The organism is Sporosarcina sp. FSL W7-1283, assembly GCF_038003105.1.
In the GTDB taxonomy this organism is placed as follows: domain Bacteria; phylum Bacillota; class Bacilli; order Bacillales_A; family Planococcaceae; genus Sporosarcina; species Sporosarcina newyorkensis.
In genome coordinates this window covers 2,341,502-2,359,188 of record NZ_JBBOOL010000001.1, presented here as the reverse complement: position 1 = coordinate 2,359,188, position 17,687 = coordinate 2,341,502, and the positions used below count along the sequence as shown (strand labels likewise).

Here is a 17,687-nt window from a genome sequence, read left to right as displayed (position 1 = left end):
ATGTATAAGAATGAAGGCAGTGGACCTTTGAAGCTAATCGGTATTGTAGCGAATAATGCAGTATTTTTATCATCTAATATTAAAGGAGAGAATTATTACAGTTCTTACAGATCATTGGGCGGCTTCTACTTTGATGGAGAACTAGCGAAAGAAACATATAGAGGTGACTGGTATCAAGTAAAATCTATTCCTAAAAAGATCACAGAAAAGAAACCTCAAAAACAAATTAATATTCGATACGAATTGAAAGAAGGATTCCAAGTAACAGATTTAACACCTAAAATTTTAACAGCTCAACAAATCGATAATGAATTTGAAGAAGTTTATGGGCTTTACTCTAGAAAATACGATTTAGAAGAAGAGACTTTTGAGGATGTCCCTTTTGAGCTAAACGTCATTGAAGAAATCGATGGGAATTTTGAAATTAAACAACAAGATTATGATTTAAAGCACTCCCTACTAGATCGAATTACCACTCACCCAGTTCTACTTGCAAATAAACCTTGCGAACTAAGCAAGAAACAGTCTTATAGCATTATTCGAGAACATATCAAGAGAAATATTGATCCTAAGTATGCAGAGATTACAAGTGATTATGACTTTTGTTTAACTGTTAAAAAGAAAATTGAAATTGAACCAGAAGAATATACAATAAATATCAACGCAGCTTACTCACGTCGTAAGCCTAAGTATGAAAAAAGATTTAACAGAAGCAGAAGTGTAGAAATATATAAAACTTCTCCTGAAGGGTATCAAGGGTATCCAACAGTAGAAAGTTTCACTGGAAAAAATGCAGATGATCTAAAGAAGAACGTCGATAAATTTCTAGATGAGCTAATGAAAAAGATTAATGAGCCATTAGTAGAGTGTGAATGTTGCAAAGGAAAAGGAGTGGTAATGAATGGAGATTAATCTTAAAAAAGAATATATGATCGATGAGTTAAATTTACCTGAGAACGCAATTTTAGATGAAATTACAGACACTTCACGATGGTCTGTTCATCATCGAATTATATTCGCATATCAAGGCAAGTTCTGGGAGACGTATTACAGCGAAGGAGCCACTGAAAATCAATGCGAAGCACCATGGGAACATGAAGATTTAGTGGAGTGTTCTGAGGTTGAATTAAAAGAGATAAAGGTTAAAAAGTGGATAAAGAAATAATCATGCAGGAAGTGACACTCTATGGATGAGCTAAAGCACATAAAAAGCTATATTGCACGAAGATTGAGCAGTCTCGAGGATAAGGATACGTCGAAACTAGATGAAGTTTTCTATATGACTTTTGCAACGGAAACAGAACTGAATAAGATTCTCGAGTTTATAAATTACTTGGAGAACTTGAAATAATCGAATGAAAGTGCAATTTGATTGGGAGATATAAGTAAAGCAATATAATAAAAAAAAGAATGGGGGTAATTAATATGAAAAATATTATTAAACAGTATTCAAAAGTTGTTAGCAGTATCTCGGAAATGAGTACAGAGGAAGCAGAAAAGCTCTTAGCGACAGTTATCTCAGATTTTGAGTTAACCAAAGAAGTAGAAGTGGGAGATTTAATTAACTCTCTAAATGAGCTTTCTAATAAAAATGCAGTTACAGTAGATCAACTCCTATTAGCGTTATCAAAGGCTTCCAGCTTAGCAAGTTCAGAAGATATTAGCCCAGAGAAGGTTGCTTTATACGCAGCCTGTTCAGCAAATATTACAAGAGAAACTGGAGGTATTATTGGGAATGCGCTGAAGTCTTTTCTTAGTCGCATGTCGAATGTAGCAGAAGCAAAAGAAGCATTAAAAGAAGTGGGCATAGAAGATTTCTCAAAGACTAATAAAGTAGTAGACGAGTTAGTTGAAAAGTGGAAGATTTTAGATGCAAAGAAGAAACGTGATGTCGCAGTTAAAGTGGCAGGAAGATTTAATATGGCTCGTTTTATGATCTTATTTGATCAACTGTCTAAAGCCTGATAACACTACAGTTTTAAAGGGAGTTGATGATATTGTGCTTATGATTAGTTCGTTGATCGGAATTCTACTTGGATCATATTTTGGATTACTTATTGTTCAGTATGGATTCAATAAGAAGATTTCACCATTAGTTATTGTTGAAGAGAACGCTAAAAACTATGATATTGAACGAGAACTGGAGGAAGAAAATGAAAGAGATTATTAATTTTATTCTTAAATGGGGCATGTTATTAGGATTTATAGTAGATGGGTCTTTTACTAAGATGAAAAGGAAGATTAAATAAAGAGAATAGGTGAGGATATGATCAGATTTTTATTATCGATAATAATTTTAACGATAATTATCACGTATGTAATTATTCCATTAGTAAACTTTATTAAGGGATTTGTGAGATCGGAAGGCAAGAGAATTGATGAAGTATTTAATCCAGATACAAAAACTAAATTTATCAAAAGAAAAGAGGAAAATAAATGAGTGTAAAAGGTATTTTAGGTTTAGTAGGAACAGGAGTAATGGTATTGGCTTTAATTGTCGGTGCATTTGTATTTGTAGAGCGTGTTCCAGAAGGACAAGTAGCTGTAGTTTATAGTCCAAGTGGTGGAGCTAAGAAAGTATTAAGTCCGGGATGGAGTGTAATCGGACTGTTTGAGAAAACTACAAAATACCCGACACGTATTACTATTATCAAAGATAAGGTTACTGTAACAACTAAGGATGGAAAATCAATTTCTATGCCAGTTTCGTTTGAATATAAAGTATCATCAGACAAAGTAATAAACATTTTTAAGGAATTAGGATCACAAGACGTAAAACAGATTCAAGAAGGATACATGTATCAGAAATTATTCCGGGCATCACGCTCAGTAGTGTCAGGATATACAGTGTTAGATATTTATGGAACTAAAACTACTGAGGCTTCAGCTGAAATTTCAGAACAGATGGCAAAAGATGTATCAGATTTAGGATTTATTGTTACAAACGTTACACTAGGAACTCCACAACTTGATGAAAATACTGAGAAAGCTATTAATGCTAGAGTTCAAAGCGCACAGGAATTGGAATTAAAGAAGCAAGAATTACAAAATGAACAAATTGAAGCAGAAAAGAAGAAGGTTGTCGCTGAAGGTGAAGCTCAGAAGAAGTTGATTGCGGCTAGAGCAGAAGCAGAAGCTAACGCTCTATTAGCAAAATCAATAACACCTGAAATTTTGAAGATGGAAGAGATGAAGGCAAGAAATAAATTTGGGTGGATTACTATTCAAGGTGAAGTGACTCCTCTGGTGGAGAGTAAATGATAAGCAGAGTTAAACATAATTATGCAGTAGAAAGGAAGATTGCGTGTATAAATTAAAAGGTGAGAATAACTTTTTCTTTAATCCATTAGAACAGATATTTAAGAATCGTAACGTTCCTGTAGAGGATATTGAATGGTTTCTGAAACCTACCCCATATGAATATAAACCTGATCTACTTCGAAATATGGAAGGGGGTGTCCGTTCCTTATTAACTCATATTAAAAATGGCAATCAAATTCATGTTCAAGTTGATAAGGATCTTTGACGGTGTGTGTTCTAGCGCAATTCTAATCAACTACCTTAAGTTAGCAAAGCCCGAAGCGATCATCACATGGTCTAATCATACTCCAGAAGTAAAGCACGGCATAGACGTAAACTTGATTCCTCCTGAGACTAAACTTTTAATCGTGCCAGATGCTGGTAGTGGTGAATTTGTAATTCATAAAGAATTACACGATAAGGGTATTGATGTGCTAATTCTCGACCATCACCCAGTTTCTGAGTATTCTACCCATGCTATTGTAATCAACAATCAGTTGGATGATTATCCTAACAAACAACTGAGTGGGGCAGCAATCGTTCTAAAATTTACACAGTACGTGGACAAGGTATTAGGATTAAATTATTCTGAAGAGTTTTATGACATTTGTTCGCTAGGTCTAATCGGAGACGCAATGTTACTCAATAACAAGGAAACGAAATGGATTGTTGAAAAAGGATTATCCAATATCAAGAGTGAGCTATTCAAAGAACTCATCAAGGAGAATGTGGAAAGTGGAGTGGAATTGACACCTACTGTCATTGCCTTCAAGATTAACCCTAAAATCAACTCTCTGATTAGAGTAGGAACAGCAGAAGAGCTTGATGGTCTAATGAAGGCGTTTCTAAACCATCAAGAAGTCACAATCAATCCTAGACTGAGACGAGAAGATAAATCTGAGACTTGGGCACGTAGAATGACAAGAATATGTAATAACACTTACTCACGTCAACGGAAATTACGTGATAAAATTCTAGAAGAAATTGAGATGAAAATTGAACGGGATAAGCTCTATGAGAACCATTTTATTGTTGTGGAAGTGGAAGGTGAGTTTGAAATGAACATGAGTGGGTATGTTGCTATGCCAATCGTAAATAAGTATAAGCGCCCCACTATCATCTTGCGAAGGAATAATGATGGCAAATTAGTAGGCAGTTTGCGTGGATATGATCCATTTATGACAGAAACAAGAGATTTCTTAAATAGCCTACAACTGTTTGACTGGGCACGAGGACATCAAAATGCTTGCGGAGTCCAATTACAACCTGAGATGAGATTTCAACTTGACGATAAAATTGGAGAAGCTCTGGTAGATATAGAGCTAGATGAGACTCATTGGGTGGACTTTACAATGCCTTCTGCCTCTATGACAGAAAGTTTCATCTATGAGATGGAGAGTTGCTCGAACGTCTTTGGGCGTGGACTGGAACAGCCTTTATACGCTATTACAGATATAGAAGTAAGAGCAGAAGATATTCAGCTCATCGGCAAAGCTCAAAATGTACTGAAGTTTAATAAAGGTAATATTGAATATGTTCAATTCTCTGCTGATCCAAAGCTAGTAGAAATCAAAGAAGCTGGTGGTACATTAACACTCACTGTTGTTGGCAAAACTGGAGTTAATGTGTGGTTAGGAAATAAGAAACCGCAGATAATAATAGAGGATGTACGGATTGAATCAGTAAATAAATCATCATTCGGAGGATTCGAATTCTAAGGAGGAAATTACGTGGCAGATGAAAACTATCCTAAACAATGCAATAAGAAGTTTCTGAAATCTCTTTATGATACACGGCTAGAAATCCATGAAAATATGGCAAGATTAATCCGTAATCTCAACGATGAAAAGGATGAGTTATGGAAGGTTGAGCATGCAATTGCTGAACTTGAGCTAGAACTAGACAAATCATTCGACTAATCATAAGTAAAGTTATATAATATTAATAGTAATACGAAGATAAGATAGATATTTGATTTGGAGATGTTACGATGTTTAACAGGAAAAATACTAATCAGATTGTAATCAACGGCAAAACAATTTCAGTTCAAGGCAATAACATCTCAGTAATTAATAATAAAGTATACGTAGATGGGAAGTTAGTAGAGGAAGGGCTTTCTGGGACAGTGGAAGTTTCCTTTGTAGGTGACTTAGCCAGTTTAGAAACCGATGGTAGCACAACTGTTAGAGGAGATGTACAAGGAGACGTTGATGCGGGAGGTAGCGTCGACTGTGGTGACGTAAAAGGTTCAGTGGATGCAGGCGGATCAATAAGCTGTGGGACTGTTGGTGGAAATGTTGACGCTGGCGGAAGTGTGAGTATGAGGCGTTAAATGACTTCATTTATCGGAAGGAGTTGAACAAATGAAAGTTTATGAATTAATGTGCAAGCTGAACAACAAAAAACCAAGTGAAACTTTTAAACAATTGTTTATAGATGGAGCATATCAGGATAGAGTATTTATCTCAGACTTGCTAGATATGGATAGATATGAAGAATTACATGAAACAGTAGAAAGATTCTTAGAGAGCGATCTAGAATATGATGGCGATGAAGCAAGTGCTTGGAAAAGATTTGTAGAGTACGAAGTCGTAGATTGATTTGAGTAATTATAAGAATTTTGAGGTGATAACAGAATGACATTTATATATTTAGTAGTTGCTTTAATTATTAATTTGACAGATAAAACTCCTCAGTTTGTAGAAGGATTGAATATTTGTTTCAACAGTAATATGACTGGAACATCGCTATTCTGGATAGGATTGCTGGTTGCTGTAGTATTAGAAGCTGTGACTTAAATTAAACGCTTCGTTTATCGGGAAAGGAGTTATGTCAATGGAGGCAGTAAAAGTTGTTATTGCCACCTACGATGATTGGGAAGGATTATATGTCAATGGCATGTTACGTACAGAAGGGCATTCAATTAATCACGATGATTTTGTTGATTTAATAAATGAATATAAGGTGTTTGAGAGTATTAAAATCGTAGAAATCTCAGAGGAATGCTTAGAAGTATGCGGAAACTGTCCAGAGGATTTAGATAGTGTGTTTTAATCTACATGTAGTGGGTGATGTGACAGTCTTCATACCATATGTAGATTAATTACCCAATCAAAAGTTGCTTTTACTGGATGATAAAAACTCCTTAGAAATTAATCTAAGGAGTAAGACGGAGATATGATTAGAAAGTATCTTGAATTTCCTGAGTTGAATGCTTATTTTGTGATTTTCTACGGTCGCTAAAAGTTATCACTATGCCTGCAATATAAACAAAAAGTAAGGAAATTGATACTGTAATTATTTGTTTTGGAGACATACCTTCCATCGCTACCAAAGTAAACAAGGACGTAGCCAGCGTCACCAAACACACTGCAATTAGGCGGGAATATTTGTTGATCAAGATTGAACACCTCCTTCTATATATTATCCATAATAAGAGAAGGTTATGCAATATAAAATAATTACCAAACATCGATTTATGAATCAAATAAAGGAGAGATTAGATGAAACTATACGAAATTGCTACACTAGATTATGACGGACACTCAAATACTCAATATATGGTTGACAGTGACCCAGAAAGCGTAAAAGAGCGATTCAAGGAGCAGTATTATGAAGACGATTACCTACAAATTATAGTCAATGAAGTAGAAATTCCCGGCTTCAAGATAAATATCTCAATTGATCCCGAAGGAGTAAAAGAGATAGAGACAGATGGATGGTTAGTCAAAGTAGGACAAGTATATTCTTCTCCTTATCAACCTGCTCATTTTAGAATTGATAAGGTTGTAATGACAGATGACGATACACATCCAGAGAGCGCTATGCTACATGGTACTTGGGTAAATCCCAATAATTATGAAGAAGAAACTTATAATGATGAAAGTCAGAATTATAAAGATTCATTTAGAGCTTGGCATTTGAATGAACAGTACTCATTAGAGGAGGGCGTTAATAATTGACAGAAGTAAAAGAAAATAAAAATACATGTACAGCAGGAGAGAGAGGGTTCTTATTCTTTCTGAATGTTGTTGCAGTGTTATATTTCACATTTATTTATCAGACGATATGGAATTGGTTTATCGCAGACTATCTATTTGTAGTCTCATATTGGGAAATGTTTCTTGGAGCATTTATTCTAAGAGTTATCCTATTGCCAAGCAGAAAATACAACAACATAAAAATTACAGAAGAAGAGAATAAGAAATTAAGTTTCTCTACTAGATTAGAAAATATTCTCTTTATTGTAATTGGTAACACGCTTGTATTCGCAGTGTTGTTTATTATCAATTTGATCCTTGCGTATTATGGATGAGACAGAATACAGTAGATTATTTTATTTCTGGAATGAGAGTCAATGGAGCTTTGAGAGAAACAGAAGTGAACACAGTAATAGGAGAATTAGTTGCCTGTATGTACGGAGATAAGGTTAATGAAGATGTTATTAAGTGGGTCAACGAATTGAAGAAACCTGTCTTTAGCTATTGTTATGAGCCATTTGAATACGAAGATTTAATATAAGGAGGGTTAAATTTGAATAAATACTTTAAGGAAAATGAGTATGTGTATAGAGTGTGTATTAGTTTGGCTATCCTGATTCTCTTTGTTGCTGTTAGTACGTTCTCTGTATTCAATACATTGGAAAGAAATAGACAACATGATGCCAATATTATTGAACTCAATCAGGAAGCAAAGAAGCAACAAGACTTAAGAATTAAACAAGAGACACTGTATGATGAAATGTTGGATTATTACAAGCAACTAAAAGTAACAAATAAGAAGGGTGGTACGCAGTGAATGAATACTATCAATATTAACGGAAAGTCCATTTCAGTACAGGGAAATAATGTTAGTGTGATAGGCAATAAAGTTTATGTGGATGGAAAGTTAGTTGAAGAAGGTCTATCTGGTTACGTAGAAATCTCATTCACGGGAGATTTGGCGAACTTGAAAGTAGACGGCAGTGTTAATGTTAAAGGAAATATTCACGGTAATGTAGACGTGGGTGGGAGTGTTACCTGTGGAAACGTGAATGGCTCAGTCGATGCCGGAGGATCAATCACATGTGGTTCTGTTGATGGAAATGTAGATGCTGGCGGCAGTGTAAGCATACGATGATAAATTGGTTTTATGGGAACGTAAAATATAGTTAAACAATAAATGGAGGAATTAGATATGAAGACAATTAAGAGTGAAGGGTACAAAGGCTACCAAATTACAGTTGGGGTTGAATTTAAAGAAGATACAACAACATATATTCATCATGAAAATTTAGACTCTGTAAAATATAAAGTGACTGTGCAGAAAGGATTGTTACCTTCGAAAATGTTATTTGGCTCTGTTGAAAAGGAAAAAAGTAAGAGAGAGGAAATGTATGATGCACTGGATAAGGGAATAGAAAAGATGGTCAAACAAGCAAAAGAACAAATAAATAAAGAGGTTAGGGAGAGAGAAATCACAGAAGGGTTACCTGAGAGTCTTCTAAATATGAGCGAAGATGTAGAAATAGAAATCCATAATAGTGGTAAAATCAAACTTCCAGAAGGAATTAAAATCGAGAATGTAAATGGAAGCAGGCTTGAGCTCACTAAAAATGGAGTAAAAATTGCCGGTGATAAAATTATCTTAAACTTTCCAGAGCTTTAATCCTTAGCAATAGAAAAATGCAACCTAACAATTAAATGGAGGAATTAAAATGAAAATTAAATCAATTAAATTAACAAATGCTCAAAGAATTCAGGAGAGTAAAAGGCATGTTCCTATCGGCTTCTCGGCTCCTGTTTATCAAATTGAATACGAAGAGACAACACCTACAGGTTTAAAAGCCACTGGAACTATGGAGATTGATACAGACTTAGAGGAGAAAATTTCTAGTTTCTTCAGCGATCTCGAAGCATCTTTGACTAATGATTCTAATGTATCTGAAGAGACTGGTGAAGAAGCAGAACTGCATGAAGGGGAGTGTGTAATTCCGAAAGACTTAATCAGCAATATATTTAACATTACCATGAATACTCCTTCCGACACAGATGTAGATAAGTTTACGAAAGATATGATTAAACTACTAAATAAAGCATTTAAAAATTTAAACTAAAAGAGAATTTTTAAAGGAGGTGAAAGTATGAAAGAATCTATTATTGAATTAGATAAACAGATTGTAAATTGCCAAAGCCTATTAGAAAGAGTGGCTCTAGGATCTTCTGAATATCTTGAGACACTGTATAAAGAGCAAGAATTATTAAGAGAAAAATCACTAATTGTTGAGAAACGTATTAAATAAACCACATAAAAAACTAAAATATTAGGTGATGACCGACATCAAAGGAGAATAAAAATGACAGAAAAAATTATGGTTGTTTTTGCATCTTATAATAGAACACAGATCACAACAGTTGACGGTTCTAAGAGGAATAGAGTTAAGCATTATGATGTGGAAACTTTCTCTTTTGGCGAGTTAGCTCAAAGGATTTATGACCGTTTTACCAACGACAAATTTGATAAAATTTATGTAGATGCCAATGGAGTGGGAATGTCCTTAGTAGATAGCTTAGATAGCATCTTTGATAAAAAAGGTTTATCCTTTAATCCAAAAACAGGAACAGTTATTAAAAAAGGAATTACATTTCTTGACAATGGTAATATGTTGATTTCTGGTAAAGTAACTCTCATTAATGCGATGCGGGATGAAGATGTTTTTTGATTTTCTCTCGCTACAGTGACTGAACTAGTTACTCTTACAAAAACAAAACACAAAAGGAGAATAATATTATGAGTAAACTTAAATACGGCAAGCTATATATGAACAAAGGTGATATTTTAGAAGCTATGAGATTGCCTATTGACGCTCACTTAGAGATCATTGGTGATGACCAATTGGGTGGGATTGAATTTAATGTTATTACTAGTGGAGATGTCGAGCATGAATGTTTGACTACTAAAGAAGAGGATGGCACTGCATTTTTGCGACGCTTTAAAGTCCCTATTGAGCATAAGAAAGATTCTTGGACTATGACAGATGAGCAACTAGAAAAATCTCTAAAGTTTGCTGAATTGCTTCTAATGTATGACAAAATGGGAATCGCGCCAAATACAGCAGTAGGAATCATTAGGAATTCAGTAGAGCAATAAATAAAATTAACAGGTGACGGCTAATCGTCAAAGGGGAAACTATAATGAGAAACAATCAGACAGTACAAAACATGAAGCTTATTATTTTAGAGATGAATAAACAAAGTGATACTGCTAATTATGCAGCATTGAAGACACTGTCAAATTCATATCAAACTCTATTACGTCAATTATTTGCGAACACGAAGGCAGTGGAAAGTGTTAAAGATATGAATGAGCTAGAATATCAACATAAAAAGATAGCTAATCTAAAAAGGTATTTGGAAGCACAGTCTATTCCCGAATTATTGTCAAATGAAGAGTATGTTAGTGTGAACCACCTTACTACGACGACTACTAAATTAGGAGATTCTATTTCTGACATTGAGAATTTACTGAATAGGCATATCTATCCAATGCATCGTAAACATATTGCAATAATTGGACAAGACGTGAACAGTGCTTTCGAGCAATTGAACATTCTAATGGATAAATCTGACGAAAAAATTCTAGAGAGACGTGATTACCATCCTAATGAGTTATCCATTATCACTAAGTCATTTTTATATTTAGCAAGAAAATACAGTGACAATTACCGTGGCAGAAGATTTGACGAGGTACACGTTGACAGAAATCTAGACTCAGAGAAGATGTCAATAGTATCGACGTTCGCAAAAGATAAGAATGTAAAATATTTTTAATGAATTATCCGATACAACTGGACTTTTAATACGAAAGAGCGTTTTGAGCTGTATGATTGATCAATACTTACAAGAAGAAAGGTTGTTAAAGTAATGAGAGAAAAACATCCAATGGAAGAAAAATTTATTGAGATATTCAACAAACTCGACCATATTCCTACGACAGAAGAAGAAACAAAGAGGTACTACATTTATTACAAAGAAGATATGCGAGAGTTCTTAGAGTGGATTGAAGAGTTTGAAGGGTTGGTAAGCATGTTTGGATTGAAATTACCGTGGGAACTAGACAAATAAGAAAGAATTAGGTAATGCCCTATATTAGAGGAGGAATTAAGATGGGGAACAAAGAAAAATCATTCGTAATATCAATTTTAGAGGAAGAGCTATCAAAAGTGGTAGATGAACTAGATATCTTAAATACCACAAAACACTCAAGTGAAGAGAAATGTGAAGCACTGATAGTTAAAAGAGCGCAAATTATATATTCAATAGATATTCTAGAAGCTAGTGAGAAGATGGCAATGGCGTATCAGTACATGTTTTGGTCAAATAGAAATCAGTCATAAATATAAGTGAGATTTTATCACTAAAACATATCAGTAGACAAAACTAAAAGAAAGTTATATAATAAAGATGTAGCAGTTAATTGACCGATTAATTTGTTGCATCTTTATTTATTTAAAATCTAAAATCGAAAGGGGAACAGCTTAGGCTTGCAAGCGGAGTACACATGTTCACAAGCATGTCATTGGCTCCTAATGAGGCATTGTGAGTTAATAAGTGTAATAATGAATGATATTTTAAAAGGGTTAGCTGGTACGATTTTAATTACAGGGGTTGCATTAGCAGTCTTACTTAGCTTTCAGAATAAGGATAAAAAAGAACATAAAGAAAATAAAATAAGCCTTGAAGAGTTTGAAATGGTGTGTTATCTTAACTGCTCAGAGAAAAATCCACACAGCTATGAATCATTTAATTCTACCATAATTGCCTTAGATAGCAAGAAGGAAGAATATAAAGCTAATAAGATTAAAGAAGCACAAGCTCAACGAGTAGCTAAAATGGACAAGCTTAGAGAGCAGAGAGTAGCAGAAGAGAGGGCTAGGAAGTTAGCTGAACGTAGACGTAAGGAAGCGTTAGAAAAAGCTAAAGCCAGAAAGCAGCAAGAGATGAGAAAACAGAGTCAGAAGCAAGTTGCCAATGTAAATAGCAATAGTAAAGACATATCTGTAAGTCGTAGTGGAGAGTACAAAGGCGTCAATCAAGACTTAGGGGTCTTTAATGTTTCATGGTACGGATCAGATTGTGTGGGCTGCTCTGGTCAAACTTCAAGTGGTGTATGGGTGAATAAAAGCATCACATACAATGGATACGGGGTTGCAGCAGCTGATTGGAACGTGTTGCCGCCTTACAGCATTATTGAAGTACAAGGATACGGAAGATACATTGTATTGGATCGAGGCGGAGCCATCAAAAACAAACGTTTAGATTTGTTAACTTCATCAGAAGCTAAGTCAAATGAATACGGAAGACAACACCTTAATGTAACAGTATTAAGATGGGGGAAAGAAATAAACTAAAATATAATTAAACATAAAAGGGGAAAATAAAAATGACGAACCATGATTACATGTACGATATTAATTCATTGATCTCAAAAAGTAAGCAACTAGGAATGGATTCACTTGAAAGTTATGCACTACAACTAGACGATTCGCTATATAATATGAAAACTATTACACCAGAGTTCGAGTTGCTACTAAATCATACTTTAGAATTCTTGCATGGATTAGTAGATAACTATGAGGAGGCAGAGTCTTATTGATTTTAAGTTATCACATTGAAATAGCAGAAAAAGTAGAAGATAATATTAATGCATTATCTGAAGAGGAAACAACTGAATTAATTGAAGAGGCTAAGCAATCGTTAACAAAATGGCTACAATTAAATTCATTTAATTTAGTCAAGCCAATAAAAGTGGAATTTGATTTGGAGGAGGAGTGATAATTTGAAGGAAATTATGAGCATTGTTGCTGAGTTGCAAGGAGTGTCTGGCAAGTTGGATAAAGAAGCTATTCTCAGGAAGTATAAAGACAATAAAGAGTTTCAGCAATTTCTTAAATACACGCTAGATAAATCACTTGTCTATGGTGTTCAAGATAAAAAGCTAAACAAAGCATTAAAGAAGGAATATAGTAATTCTCATTTTGATAATTTATTTCAATTATTTGAACACCTTCTTGAAAATAGCACGGGCAATGATCGCACAGTAGAGCTAGTTGCATCATTTATTAATAATGAGCCTGAAGATTTAAGAGATTTTTACATCAAGGCAATCACAAAGAAGTTACGAATGGGCATTGACAAGACTGTTGCAAAAGTGTTTCCTGATCTCATTGAGCAATTTGAAGTTATGCGAGCTAAATCTTTTCATGATTACAAAGATAAACTTAAAGGTGAGTTCAGTGTCAGTGAGAAACTTAATGGTATTCGATGCATCACAACTAAGAAAGATGGAGTTATCGTTAACAAGACTCGACAGAATAAAGTGATTGTAGGCTTAAACGATATTAACAAAGAGATTATCCAGCTCCCTGATGGTGTATATGAAGGAGAATTAGTCGTAAAAAATTCAGAAAAGTATCGCCTCCGTGAAGTTTTACAGGAAACAATGAAAATTGTCAATAGTGATGACGAAAATAAAGTTGTAGACTATTGGATTTTTGACTATTTATCCGAAGATGAGTTTAAGGCTGGTAAGTCCACCAAGAAGTACTTTGACAGACGTGACTCTAATCCAGTTAATAGTACTAATTTTGATAGTGTAAAAGCTATTCCTGAGCTGTATCGAGGCAATGATATGAATGTAATTGATAGTCTATTAGATGAATTAGTGGATGTCCGTGGACGAGAAGGATTGATGTATTATCAAGATAAAGTATATGAAAATAAGCGTACAGCTAACATTCTAAAAGTAAAGAAGAAATATACGAGTGATCTAAAGGTTATTGGTTTCATTGAAGGAAATGGAAAGTACAAAGGTAAGCTAGGCGCTCTAGTTTTAGACTATAAAGGCTATGAACTTGGATGTAGTGGCATGTCTGACGAACAGAGGCTGGAAATTTGGAATAATCAAGATAAGTATTTAGGAGTTATTGCAGAAGTAGAGCATGAGCAGCAGTCTACTAATGAAAAAGGTGGACTATCTGTTGAATATCCAGCGTTTATTCAATGGAGATTTGATAAAAATGAAGTAAATTACGCACACGAATGATGATAAAATTCAAGTTTTAACTGAATATTAGACGGAAAATGTGAAGGAGCGAGATATTTTGTGCGATAAATGCGGAAAGAAAGAAGATGAAGTACTAGTCCAGACAAGTGTAAATGGAGAGGTTACGAAAACGGAAAACCTTTGCATGGAATGTTTTCAAGAAGAACACGGTGAAGTGGATTGACGCACATTCCGAAGATAACTTGCAATATAATAACTCTTTTAGAGGAGGTGGCATATGTATTTATGCAAGGAATGCCTCAAAGTGTTCGACCAATACGACATTAATCCTTCCTATATTAACTCAGATGATGTAGAAGTCATATACGAAGAAGCTGACTGTTCTAGTATTTCCTGTACAGGGAGAGTGGTAAAAGTAGATGAAATGATCCTGCCTACCATTATCGAGCTAAATAAGAAAGGGTGGATTACCAAGTTTTGTTGTAGTGGTCATCTGTACAACACCTATATTGACACTTATATTTATTTCAAGAATACACCTCCTACTATTCCAGATAATTTCGATTTCAGAGACGATGCTATCTATTACAAATCTAAAAAGTTTAACAGCTCAAGCAGACCCAATAATTTGAAACGCTTGAATCAGCTATTTGATATTAATCGTGAACTATATAAATGGGCTATCGGATTACCTATTAAAGAGAATTAGGGAGTGAAGACATGGAGAACTTTCCAGAGTTTAAGAAAAAAGCTAAAATCATTGAGGCAGATGCAGGAGATCATTTTTCGAACTATACAACACTGTGTATTTCATTAGCATGGAAGATGAAATTAATGAACAGGAAGGTGAAGATAGATTTTATGTTTTTGCAGATGAATTAGGCTTTGAGCAAATCTTAGAAGCTAAGGATTTTGAATGGGTAGAGGAGTGAATCTAATGGAGAATCATATCATTGAATTCTTGCAAAAATATCAGGAACTATGTGAATACTATGGGTTAGAATTTCGCAATATCGATGGACAAGTTTGCATTTATGATTTATTGAACAGAGAATTCATCGAGGAGAAGTAAACTTCATCATAGACGTTACTACGCAGGCAAAGGAGCATATTAAAATGTAGGATAGGAGAATGTAAAATGGAAGAATACATCTATTATAAAGGTGATTTAGTTGTTATTAGCAGGTACGGGAATAAGGTATTTAAAGTAGAAGAGGTTAAAGAAGTTCCATACTACACAAAAGCAGATGGAGAAAGCCTGGAAATTGCTTACACTCTCGCTCCAGTTGTAGGTCATATTAAAATTAGCGCAAGATACAATGAGATCACTCTAGTATGCAGAAAGAAATATGCTAATGAGTATCTAAAATACGTAGACAAGACAGGGAAAGCTCCATCTGATATTACAGAATATATTAAAATGGATGACATCTTGGATGAAATGGGTAAGATTCTTACTTATAAGAGCAAGTTTGGAGAGCTGACTGTTGGATTAGAAGAGAAATTAGCTTATTTAGAAGACTTAGCTAGAGAAGTACAGTCTTTGTCAAGTATTAACTGAGCATATGTTTTGCTTAATCATAAAGAAAGTTATATAATAAAAAAGTGAGTTAAAGGAGGAGTGGTTAATATGGATATGGTAGAGGTTTATAGGAACGCTACTGAGCAGTTACAACAAGTAGTATCCCAGACTCCACAACGCATTAAAAAACTTCAGGATTTAATACAACAAACTGAATGGGAGCAACAAGATTTACTTCATTTGGCTGAATTGGATGTATTCAGTGCCTCACAGGGATACGACATAGCTAGACAAATTAAGAAAGTAAGATTGAAGCGTAGGGCGTATAAGGACGAGCTAGAGGCGTTGCTAGAACTCAGAAAAGTGTGTAATAACAATTCTAAATTAGAAGCCCATGTCTCGCAGATGGATAAAAAGTTAAAAGAAGATGAACAAAAGAAAGAGAAACGTGGTTATCACCCTCGTGTTCGCTCAGATCTTCAATCAACCTTCCAGAAGATTCATAATAAGGCAGAGGTGAGGTTAAAATGAATATTGTTTTGGTTTCTGAAGCGGCGTCAGGTAAAGATTTTACGTCTGATATTCTTACAAATCTATATGGTTATACTAGATACGCATTTGCGGACGAGGTTAAAGAAGTAGCTGCTAGACTATTCCCTGATAAGTATAATGAGATTATCAAGGATAGGAAACTGTTACAAGAGATTGGAACTAAGATGAGAGAAATTGATCCCGAAGTTTGGATTAAGACATTGTTTAGGAAGATTGATAGTGTAAAAGAATTAAACTATAAAGGTGGATATGCTCAAGAGGTTATTGTCGTAACTGATTGTCGCTTACCTAATGAGTACGAAGCATTAAAGAAAGCGGGTTACACTTTTATTCGTATTGTTGCTGATGAGGATGTACGTAAGCAACGTATGATTGATAGAGGAGACATCTTCACTGATGATGACTTGAAACATCATACAGAGAGCTTCTACGATACATTCGAGTGTGATTATGTGATTGAAAATAATGAAACAGAAGATGAACTAAAATCAGAAGTTGATCGAGTATTTAACGCTATGAAGCATAAAGAAAGTTAAACATAAAGGCGTGATTTTATTAAGAGTTTTACTTCTGTTTTCTGCGTCTAAGTGGCTATTTCACACTTTATTATACTATATAAAACGCAACAACTTCAATATAAGTAGTCATGACATTGATCAACATGAGGCAAAATCCGTAACCTACTCAATTGTAACAGTGTTAATTGCTACACTGATTATTATATACAACATCTTTGTGATGTGAGGTGATTTATTTGGAAGATAGAGCAAAAGAGCTATATGAATATTCAATGGAGGTGGTTTATGGCAAGATTGGAGATGCAAAAGGAACGGTGGAGAAATTATCTAATATGTTAGATGAAGTAGAGTTAAAAAGAGAAGACTGGAGTAAGTTGAGCATGTTAGCAGATAAAATTGCTATTCAGTTGGATGAGATTTAGTTTGTAAGATTAGTTAGAATCTAAAGTAAAGTTAAATAGTACTTATAAAGGGAGAATGAAAATATGTCAAATTCAACTACGAATAAATTAACACTAATTAAACGGTCAGCACCTACATGTCCACAATGTATCACAATGCAACTCGCATTAGAGGATGCAAACATTCCGTTCAATACGATTGATATTGCAAAGGAGCCAGAAGCAATCGAAAAGTACGATCTCTCAAGTGTACCAGTACTTCTGATTGATAACGGTGGAAAGACTATTAAGCTTAATGGGGTTCAGCCAGTAGAAGTAATTAAGGAATTTCTTGAAGATTGAGTAATAGTT

General features: G+C 34.5%; 39 protein-coding genes. 38 read left to right on the top strand and 1 reads right to left on the bottom strand.

Features of this window, described 5'->3' with window-relative positions; translation table 11 throughout:
- The 12 genes from MKY93_RS11760 (at position 1) to MKY93_RS11705 (ending at position 6,354) form a co-directional block, all read left to right on the top strand.
- On the top strand, positions 1-912 hold the full coding sequence (locus tag MKY93_RS11760; RefSeq protein ID WP_340759181.1) for a hypothetical protein: 912 nt from the start codon (positions 1-3) through the stop codon (positions 910-912).
- Complete coding sequence (locus MKY93_RS11755) at positions 902-1,165, top strand: hypothetical protein (RefSeq protein ID WP_340759180.1); 264 nt, start codon at positions 902-904, stop codon at positions 1,163-1,165. The genes MKY93_RS11760 and MKY93_RS11755 overlap by 11 nt, the downstream gene beginning before the upstream one ends.
- A gap of 21 nt (positions 1,166-1,186) precedes the next feature.
- Positions 1,187-1,351 carry a hypothetical protein gene (locus MKY93_RS11750; protein WP_340759179.1) on the top strand — a complete coding sequence of 55 codons (165 nt, stop codon included), beginning with the start codon at positions 1,187-1,189 and terminating at the stop codon, positions 1,349-1,351.
- Between the two features lie 74 nt (positions 1,352-1,425).
- Positions 1,426-1,965, top strand: coding sequence for a phage tail tape measure protein (locus MKY93_RS11745; protein WP_340759178.1), 540 nt, complete (start codon positions 1,426-1,428; stop codon positions 1,963-1,965).
- A 34-nt stretch (positions 1,966-1,999) separates the two neighbouring features.
- Entirely contained in the window at positions 2,000-2,170 is a 171-nt protein-coding gene (locus MKY93_RS11740; RefSeq protein WP_340759177.1) for a hypothetical protein, read from the top strand.
- Between the two features lie 266 nt (positions 2,171-2,436).
- Entirely contained in the window at positions 2,437-3,261 is an 825-nt protein-coding gene (locus MKY93_RS11735) for a prohibitin family protein (protein ID WP_340759176.1), read from the top strand.
- A 224-nt stretch (positions 3,262-3,485) separates the two neighbouring features.
- Positions 3,486-5,018 (top strand): DHH family phosphoesterase, encoded by a 1,533-nt coding sequence (locus MKY93_RS11730; RefSeq protein ID WP_340759175.1) that lies wholly within the window; start codon positions 3,486-3,488, stop codon positions 5,016-5,018.
- A gap of 12 nt (positions 5,019-5,030) precedes the next feature.
- Positions 5,031-5,219: a hypothetical protein gene (locus MKY93_RS11725; protein WP_340759174.1), complete on the top strand. Its 189-nt coding sequence runs from the start codon at positions 5,031-5,033 to the stop codon at positions 5,217-5,219.
- A gap of 71 nt (positions 5,220-5,290) precedes the next feature.
- Entirely contained in the window at positions 5,291-5,632 is a 342-nt protein-coding gene (locus tag MKY93_RS11720; RefSeq protein WP_340759173.1) for a hypothetical protein, read from the top strand.
- A 31-nt stretch (positions 5,633-5,663) separates the two neighbouring features.
- Entirely contained in the window at positions 5,664-5,900 is a 237-nt protein-coding gene (locus tag MKY93_RS11715; protein ID WP_340759172.1) for a hypothetical protein, read from the top strand.
- Between the two features lie 36 nt (positions 5,901-5,936).
- The gene (locus MKY93_RS11710) at positions 5,937-6,098 is read left to right on the top strand and encodes a hypothetical protein (RefSeq protein WP_340759171.1); all 162 of its coding nucleotides are present in this window, start codon (positions 5,937-5,939) and stop codon (positions 6,096-6,098) included.
- Between the two features lie 37 nt (positions 6,099-6,135).
- Positions 6,136-6,354, top strand: coding sequence for a hypothetical protein (locus MKY93_RS11705; protein ID WP_340759170.1), 219 nt, complete (start codon positions 6,136-6,138; stop codon positions 6,352-6,354).
- A 127-nt stretch (positions 6,355-6,481) separates the two neighbouring features.
- Here the strand turns inward: MKY93_RS11705 and MKY93_RS11700 are convergent, their stop codons facing one another.
- Positions 6,482-6,700, bottom strand: a complete 219-nt coding sequence (locus tag MKY93_RS11700) for a hypothetical protein (RefSeq protein ID WP_340759169.1) — start codon at positions 6,698-6,700, stop codon at positions 6,482-6,484.
- A 103-nt stretch (positions 6,701-6,803) separates the two neighbouring features.
- On the opposite strand from MKY93_RS11700, the gene MKY93_RS11695 reads away from it, so the two are divergent.
- From MKY93_RS11695 to MKY93_RS11570, 26 genes are all read left to right on the top strand, one after another.
- The gene (locus MKY93_RS11695) at positions 6,804-7,262 is read left to right on the top strand and encodes a hypothetical protein (protein ID WP_340759168.1); all 459 of its coding nucleotides are present in this window, start codon (positions 6,804-6,806) and stop codon (positions 7,260-7,262) included.
- On the top strand, positions 7,259-7,615 hold the full coding sequence (locus MKY93_RS11690) for a hypothetical protein (protein ID WP_340759167.1): 357 nt from the start codon (positions 7,259-7,261) through the stop codon (positions 7,613-7,615). Before MKY93_RS11695 ends, MKY93_RS11690 begins: the two co-directional genes overlap by 4 nt.
- Positions 7,616-7,647: 32 nt before the next feature.
- Complete coding sequence (locus MKY93_RS11685) at positions 7,648-7,821, top strand: hypothetical protein (RefSeq protein ID WP_340759166.1); 174 nt, start codon at positions 7,648-7,650, stop codon at positions 7,819-7,821.
- A 12-nt stretch (positions 7,822-7,833) separates the two neighbouring features.
- Positions 7,834-8,097, top strand: a complete 264-nt coding sequence (locus tag MKY93_RS11680; protein WP_340759165.1) for a hypothetical protein — start codon at positions 7,834-7,836, stop codon at positions 8,095-8,097.
- A complete protein-coding gene (locus tag MKY93_RS11675) occupies positions 8,098-8,418 on the top strand; it encodes a hypothetical protein (RefSeq protein WP_340759164.1) in 321 nt (106 codons plus the stop codon). It begins immediately after the preceding gene.
- A 57-nt stretch (positions 8,419-8,475) separates the two neighbouring features.
- The gene (locus MKY93_RS11670; protein WP_340759163.1) at positions 8,476-8,946 is read left to right on the top strand and encodes a hypothetical protein; all 471 of its coding nucleotides are present in this window, start codon (positions 8,476-8,478) and stop codon (positions 8,944-8,946) included.
- A 49-nt stretch (positions 8,947-8,995) separates the two neighbouring features.
- Positions 8,996-9,394 carry a hypothetical protein gene (locus MKY93_RS11665; RefSeq protein ID WP_340759162.1) on the top strand — a complete coding sequence of 133 codons (399 nt, stop codon included), beginning with the start codon at positions 8,996-8,998 and terminating at the stop codon, positions 9,392-9,394.
- A gap of 27 nt (positions 9,395-9,421) precedes the next feature.
- Positions 9,422-9,580 (top strand): hypothetical protein, encoded by a 159-nt coding sequence (locus MKY93_RS11660; RefSeq protein WP_340759161.1) that lies wholly within the window; start codon positions 9,422-9,424, stop codon positions 9,578-9,580.
- 54 nt (positions 9,581-9,634) lie between these two features.
- Positions 9,635-10,000: a hypothetical protein gene (locus MKY93_RS11655; RefSeq protein ID WP_340759160.1), complete on the top strand. Its 366-nt coding sequence runs from the start codon at positions 9,635-9,637 to the stop codon at positions 9,998-10,000.
- Positions 10,001-10,068: 68 nt separating this feature from the next.
- Positions 10,069-10,428 carry a hypothetical protein gene (locus MKY93_RS11650; protein WP_340759159.1) on the top strand — a complete coding sequence of 120 codons (360 nt, stop codon included), beginning with the start codon at positions 10,069-10,071 and terminating at the stop codon, positions 10,426-10,428.
- A 44-nt stretch (positions 10,429-10,472) separates the two neighbouring features.
- Positions 10,473-11,108 (top strand): hypothetical protein, encoded by a 636-nt coding sequence (locus MKY93_RS11645; RefSeq protein WP_340759158.1) that lies wholly within the window; start codon positions 10,473-10,475, stop codon positions 11,106-11,108.
- Between the two features lie 93 nt (positions 11,109-11,201).
- Positions 11,202-11,402 carry a hypothetical protein gene (locus MKY93_RS11640; RefSeq protein ID WP_340759157.1) on the top strand — a complete coding sequence of 67 codons (201 nt, stop codon included), beginning with the start codon at positions 11,202-11,204 and terminating at the stop codon, positions 11,400-11,402.
- Between the two features lie 41 nt (positions 11,403-11,443).
- A complete protein-coding gene (locus tag MKY93_RS11635) occupies positions 11,444-11,674 on the top strand; it encodes a hypothetical protein (RefSeq protein WP_340759156.1) in 231 nt (76 codons plus the stop codon).
- Between the two features lie 222 nt (positions 11,675-11,896).
- Positions 11,897-12,688, top strand: coding sequence for a 3D domain-containing protein (locus tag MKY93_RS11630; RefSeq protein ID WP_340759155.1), 792 nt, complete (start codon positions 11,897-11,899; stop codon positions 12,686-12,688).
- Between the two features lie 32 nt (positions 12,689-12,720).
- Positions 12,721-12,933, top strand: a complete 213-nt coding sequence (locus MKY93_RS11625; protein ID WP_340759154.1) for a hypothetical protein — start codon at positions 12,721-12,723, stop codon at positions 12,931-12,933.
- On the top strand, positions 12,930-13,112 hold the full coding sequence (locus tag MKY93_RS11620; protein WP_340759153.1) for a hypothetical protein: 183 nt from the start codon (positions 12,930-12,932) through the stop codon (positions 13,110-13,112). Before MKY93_RS11625 ends, MKY93_RS11620 begins: the two co-directional genes overlap by 4 nt.
- Before the next feature lie 4 nt (positions 13,113-13,116).
- The gene (locus MKY93_RS11615) at positions 13,117-14,382 is read left to right on the top strand and encodes a hypothetical protein (protein ID WP_340759152.1); all 1,266 of its coding nucleotides are present in this window, start codon (positions 13,117-13,119) and stop codon (positions 14,380-14,382) included.
- Positions 14,383-14,440: 58 nt separating this feature from the next.
- The gene (locus tag MKY93_RS11610) at positions 14,441-14,566 is read left to right on the top strand and encodes a hypothetical protein (protein ID WP_340759151.1); all 126 of its coding nucleotides are present in this window, start codon (positions 14,441-14,443) and stop codon (positions 14,564-14,566) included.
- 54 nt (positions 14,567-14,620) lie between these two features.
- The gene (locus MKY93_RS11605; RefSeq protein WP_340759150.1) at positions 14,621-15,052 is read left to right on the top strand and encodes a hypothetical protein; all 432 of its coding nucleotides are present in this window, start codon (positions 14,621-14,623) and stop codon (positions 15,050-15,052) included.
- A gap of 94 nt (positions 15,053-15,146) precedes the next feature.
- Entirely contained in the window at positions 15,147-15,275 is a 129-nt protein-coding gene (locus MKY93_RS11600) for a hypothetical protein (protein ID WP_340759149.1), read from the top strand.
- A gap of 5 nt (positions 15,276-15,280) precedes the next feature.
- Entirely contained in the window at positions 15,281-15,415 is a 135-nt protein-coding gene (locus MKY93_RS11595; protein ID WP_340759148.1) for a hypothetical protein, read from the top strand.
- A 66-nt stretch (positions 15,416-15,481) separates the two neighbouring features.
- Positions 15,482-15,904, top strand: coding sequence for a hypothetical protein (locus MKY93_RS11590; protein WP_340759147.1), 423 nt, complete (start codon positions 15,482-15,484; stop codon positions 15,902-15,904).
- A 69-nt stretch (positions 15,905-15,973) separates the two neighbouring features.
- Positions 15,974-16,396 carry a hypothetical protein gene (locus MKY93_RS11585; RefSeq protein ID WP_340759146.1) on the top strand — a complete coding sequence of 141 codons (423 nt, stop codon included), beginning with the start codon at positions 15,974-15,976 and terminating at the stop codon, positions 16,394-16,396.
- Complete coding sequence (locus tag MKY93_RS11580) at positions 16,393-16,953, top strand: deoxynucleotide monophosphate kinase family protein (protein WP_340759145.1); 561 nt, start codon at positions 16,393-16,395, stop codon at positions 16,951-16,953. Before MKY93_RS11585 ends, MKY93_RS11580 begins: the two co-directional genes overlap by 4 nt.
- A 254-nt stretch (positions 16,954-17,207) precedes the next feature.
- A complete protein-coding gene (locus tag MKY93_RS11575) occupies positions 17,208-17,357 on the top strand; it encodes a hypothetical protein (protein ID WP_340759144.1) in 150 nt (49 codons plus the stop codon).
- A 63-nt stretch (positions 17,358-17,420) separates the two neighbouring features.
- On the top strand, positions 17,421-17,678 hold the full coding sequence (locus tag MKY93_RS11570) for a glutaredoxin family protein (protein ID WP_340759143.1): 258 nt from the start codon (positions 17,421-17,423) through the stop codon (positions 17,676-17,678).
- Positions 17,679-17,687 lie beyond the last annotated feature (9 nt).

Bases quoted from the DNA above. Each gene is read 5' to 3' on its own strand.
- MKY93_RS11745 (WP_340759178.1), top strand. From the start codon at position 1,426: ATGAAAAATATTATTAAACAGTATTCAAAAGTTGTTAGCAGTATCTCG.
- MKY93_RS11750 (WP_340759179.1), top strand. From the start codon at position 1,187: ATGGATGAGCTAAAGCACATAAAAAGCTATATTGCACGAAGATTGAGC.
- MKY93_RS11755 (WP_340759180.1), top strand. From the start codon at position 902: ATGGAGATTAATCTTAAAAAAGAATATATGATCGATGAGTTAAATTTA.
- MKY93_RS11670 (WP_340759163.1), top strand. From the start codon at position 8,476: ATGAAGACAATTAAGAGTGAAGGGTACAAAGGCTACCAAATTACAGTT.
- MKY93_RS11705 (WP_340759170.1), top strand. From the start codon at position 6,136: ATGGAGGCAGTAAAAGTTGTTATTGCCACCTACGATGATTGGGAAGGA.
- MKY93_RS11645 (WP_340759158.1), top strand. From the start codon at position 10,473: ATGAGAAACAATCAGACAGTACAAAACATGAAGCTTATTATTTTAGAG.
- MKY93_RS11715 (WP_340759172.1), top strand. From the start codon at position 5,664: ATGAAAGTTTATGAATTAATGTGCAAGCTGAACAACAAAAAACCAAGT.
- MKY93_RS11585 (WP_340759146.1), top strand. From the start codon at position 15,974: ATGGATATGGTAGAGGTTTATAGGAACGCTACTGAGCAGTTACAACAA.
- MKY93_RS11665 (WP_340759162.1), top strand. From the start codon at position 8,996: ATGAAAATTAAATCAATTAAATTAACAAATGCTCAAAGAATTCAGGAG.
- MKY93_RS11635 (WP_340759156.1), top strand. From the start codon at position 11,444: ATGGGGAACAAAGAAAAATCATTCGTAATATCAATTTTAGAGGAAGAG.
- MKY93_RS11640 (WP_340759157.1), top strand. From the start codon at position 11,202: ATGAGAGAAAAACATCCAATGGAAGAAAAATTTATTGAGATATTCAAC.
- MKY93_RS11730 (WP_340759175.1), top strand. From the start codon at position 3,486: ATGGCAATCAAATTCATGTTCAAGTTGATAAGGATCTTTGACGGTGTG.
- MKY93_RS11710 (WP_340759171.1), top strand. From the start codon at position 5,937: ATGACATTTATATATTTAGTAGTTGCTTTAATTATTAATTTGACAGAT.
- MKY93_RS11720 (WP_340759173.1), top strand. From the start codon at position 5,291: ATGTTTAACAGGAAAAATACTAATCAGATTGTAATCAACGGCAAAACA.
- MKY93_RS11605 (WP_340759150.1), top strand. From the start codon at position 14,621: ATGTATTTATGCAAGGAATGCCTCAAAGTGTTCGACCAATACGACATT.
- MKY93_RS11580 (WP_340759145.1), top strand. From the start codon at position 16,393: ATGAATATTGTTTTGGTTTCTGAAGCGGCGTCAGGTAAAGATTTTACG.
- MKY93_RS11590 (WP_340759147.1), top strand. From the start codon at position 15,482: ATGGAAGAATACATCTATTATAAAGGTGATTTAGTTGTTATTAGCAGG.
- MKY93_RS11570 (WP_340759143.1), top strand. From the start codon at position 17,421: ATGTCAAATTCAACTACGAATAAATTAACACTAATTAAACGGTCAGCA.
- MKY93_RS11625 (WP_340759154.1), top strand. From the start codon at position 12,721: ATGACGAACCATGATTACATGTACGATATTAATTCATTGATCTCAAAA.
- MKY93_RS11575 (WP_340759144.1), top strand. From the start codon at position 17,208: ATGGAGGTGGTTTATGGCAAGATTGGAGATGCAAAAGGAACGGTGGAG.
- MKY93_RS11685 (WP_340759166.1), top strand. From the start codon at position 7,648: ATGAGAGTCAATGGAGCTTTGAGAGAAACAGAAGTGAACACAGTAATA.
- MKY93_RS11650 (WP_340759159.1), top strand. From the start codon at position 10,069: ATGAGTAAACTTAAATACGGCAAGCTATATATGAACAAAGGTGATATT.
- MKY93_RS11675 (WP_340759164.1), top strand. From the start codon at position 8,098: ATGAATACTATCAATATTAACGGAAAGTCCATTTCAGTACAGGGAAAT.
- MKY93_RS11630 (WP_340759155.1), top strand. From the start codon at position 11,897: ATGAATGATATTTTAAAAGGGTTAGCTGGTACGATTTTAATTACAGGG.
- MKY93_RS11660 (WP_340759161.1), top strand. From the start codon at position 9,422: ATGAAAGAATCTATTATTGAATTAGATAAACAGATTGTAAATTGCCAA.
- MKY93_RS11595 (WP_340759148.1), top strand. From the start codon at position 15,281: ATGGAGAATCATATCATTGAATTCTTGCAAAAATATCAGGAACTATGT.
- MKY93_RS11760 (WP_340759181.1), top strand. From the start codon at position 1: ATGTATAAGAATGAAGGCAGTGGACCTTTGAAGCTAATCGGTATTGTA.
- MKY93_RS11695 (WP_340759168.1), top strand. From the start codon at position 6,804: ATGAAACTATACGAAATTGCTACACTAGATTATGACGGACACTCAAAT.
- MKY93_RS11735 (WP_340759176.1), top strand. From the start codon at position 2,437: ATGAGTGTAAAAGGTATTTTAGGTTTAGTAGGAACAGGAGTAATGGTA.
- MKY93_RS11655 (WP_340759160.1), top strand. From the start codon at position 9,635: ATGACAGAAAAAATTATGGTTGTTTTTGCATCTTATAATAGAACACAG.